General features: G+C 63.3%; 2 protein-coding genes. Both read left to right on the forward strand.

Annotated features, from left to right (window positions below; all coding sequences use genetic code 11):
• On the forward strand, positions 1-636 hold a 636-nt coding region (gene urtD, locus EN939_RS34385; RefSeq protein ID WP_127271845.1), incomplete at its 5' end, for an urea ABC transporter ATP-binding protein UrtD.
• A gap of 69 nt (positions 637-705) precedes the next feature.
• Positions 706-1,337, forward strand: a 632-nt coding sequence (gene urtE, locus EN939_RS34390) for an urea ABC transporter ATP-binding subunit UrtE (RefSeq protein WP_127271847.1), incomplete at its 3' end; no start/stop codon positions are given.

A 1,337-nucleotide genomic window follows, 5' to 3' on the forward strand; every position in this document is an offset into this window, starting at 1 on the left:
ATCATCGGCCCCAACGGCGCCGGCAAGACGACGATGATGGACATCGTCACCGGCAAGACGCGGCCCGACGAAGGCGACGTGTTCTTCGACGGCCAGGTCGATCTGACCAAGCATGACGAGGCCGAAATCGCCATGATGGGCATCGGCCGCAAGTTTCAGAAGCCGACCGTGTTCGAAAGCCACACGATCGAGGAAAACCTGATGTTGGCGCTGAAGGGACCGCGCTCGATCTTCCCGGCGCTGTTCCATCGCCGCTCGACCGCCGAGACGCGGCAGATCGATGACATTCTCGGCATCATCCGGCTTGGCGACAAGCGTGACGAATTGGCGGCCAATCTGAGCCATGGACAAAAGCAGTGGCTCGAGATCGGCATGCTCCTGGCGCAGGACCCGAAACTGCTTCTGGTCGACGAACCGGTCGCCGGCATGACCGATGCCGAGACCGAGGAGACCGCGCGGCTGCTCAAGGATATCGCCCGCGACCATTCGGTCATCGTCGTCGAGCATGACATGCATTTCGTGCGCGAGCTCGGCGTCAAGGTCACCTGCCTGCATGAGGGCTCGGTGCTCTCGGAAGGCACACTCGATTTCGTGTCGGCCGACGAGCGTGTCGTCGAAGTCTATCTGGGGAGATGAGCATGGTCTGGCGGGTGCAGTTCCATCATTTTGATCTGTCGTTTCTGCGGTTCTGGAAAAGGCGCTGACATGCTCGAAGTTTCCAATGCCACGCTGCACTACGGCGCCGCCCAGGCGCTGCGCGGCGTGTCGCTGAAGGCGGGCGCCGGCAAGATCACCTGCGTGCTCGGCCGCAACGGCGTCGGCAAGACCAGTTTGATGAGATCGATCGTCGGCCACCACCGGCTGACGAGCGGAAGCGTTGCCTTCGAGGGGAAGGCGCTCGACCGGAGCGCGGCGTATGACCGCGCCCGGTCGGGCATCGCATTCGTACCGCAGGGCAGGGAGGTCTTTCCGCTGCTCACCGTGCGGGAGAACCTGGAATCAGGCTTCGCGCCGCTGAAACGGGCCGACCGCAACATTCCGGCGCATGTCTTCGAATTGTTCCCGGTGCTGAAGCAGATGCTCGGCCGCCGCGGCGGTGATCTTTCCGGCGGCCAGCAGCAGCAGCTCGCCATCGGACGGGCGCTGGTGATGCGGCCGAAACTGCTGGTGCTCGACGAGCCGACCGAGGGCATCCAGCCGTCGATCATCAAGGACATCGGCCGCGCCATCCGCTACCTGCGTGACCAGGCCGGCATCGCCGTGCTTCTGGTCGAACAATATCTCGATTTCTGTCGCGAGTTGGCCGACGAGGTCAACATCATGGACCGTGGCGTGAT

This window comes from Mesorhizobium sp. M7A.F.Ca.CA.002.05.1.1 (genome assembly GCF_003998335.1).
GTDB lineage: Bacteria > Pseudomonadota > Alphaproteobacteria > Rhizobiales > Rhizobiaceae > Mesorhizobium.